The 1,005-nt window shown below is 45.5% G+C and carries 1 protein-coding gene; it reads left to right on the top strand.

Going from position 1 to position 1,005, the window contains the following annotated elements; translation table 11 throughout:
* A partial coding sequence (locus tag AB0H81_RS45005; RefSeq protein WP_358388811.1) for an AIPR family protein occupies nucleotides 1-1,005 on the top strand: 1,005 nt, incomplete at both ends.

Raw genomic sequence — 1,005 nt, 5'->3', positions numbered from 1 at the left:
TGCCAACCATGAAACCCTGCTGGCTATCCGTAGCCGCACAAAACCTGTCGATGCCGTATTGCGGCTGAAAGGCAAAGCAGTAATTGAAGATATGAATTTCAGCCGCGTCTGTATCGGGCGGATTCCTGTTAAAGAAATTGCCCAATTAATGAGACAGCATGGCGAAAAACTACTGGAAAGGAATATCCGCCGTTATCTCGGTTTGACAGGAAACCGCGTTAATCAGGATATCCAAAGAACCCTGCAACACGAGCCGGATAATTTCTATTTTTACAATAACGGGCTGACTTTGATATGCAGAAGTTTTTCCTATAATGCCTTGCAGACATCCGATTACCAGGTCAATGTTACGGATTTGCAGATTGTAAACGGCGGTCAGACATCCATGACCCTGATGAACGCAATAGCAGATTTTTCCGATATTTCGGACAATGCCAGCGTGTTGGTGCGCATCTACGAGCTGCCAAAAGAGCAAAACGATTTGGTTATGAAAATCACCCATGCCACCAACAGCCAAAATCCTGTGGATTTGAAGGATTTGAGAGCCAACGATCCCCAGCAGCAGCGTTTGGAGATATCGATTGCAGAGTTGGGTTACACCTACCGACGCAAGCGTAGCCAGGAAGCAGGAAAAAACGATATTACATCAGGCACGGTTGCCGAAGCGGTACTTTCGGTTGTCAAAGAAAAACCCCAGCAGGCGAAATTTTTCACCAAGGAGCATTTTGGTAAATTGTATGGCGAAATTTTCGATAATTTGAACGGGGCGCAGGCGGTATTGTCCGTATTGATTTACCGTATGGCAGAGAACAGAAGAAAACGCCCGCAGGAAAATGATCCCGACTTTGTCCGTTATGCTTCCTGTTTTATTGCCATGCAGATTGGCAGGAAACTTCTTGCAGATTCAGGATTGGCATCATTTGATTTGGTTAATCATCAAAATTTCGTTTCTTTGCAGGCACGGCTGGATGAAAAGGGCGAAGCTTACCTTCAAGCAGCAATACA

Origin of the sequence: Nonomuraea sp. NPDC050691 (assembly GCF_040654455.1) — a bacterium.
In the GTDB taxonomy this organism is placed as follows: Bacteria; Actinomycetota; Actinomycetes; order Streptosporangiales; family Streptosporangiaceae; genus Nonomuraea.
Note: the sequence above shows the minus strand (reverse complement) of the source record. Positions and strands in the feature narration are given on the sequence as shown.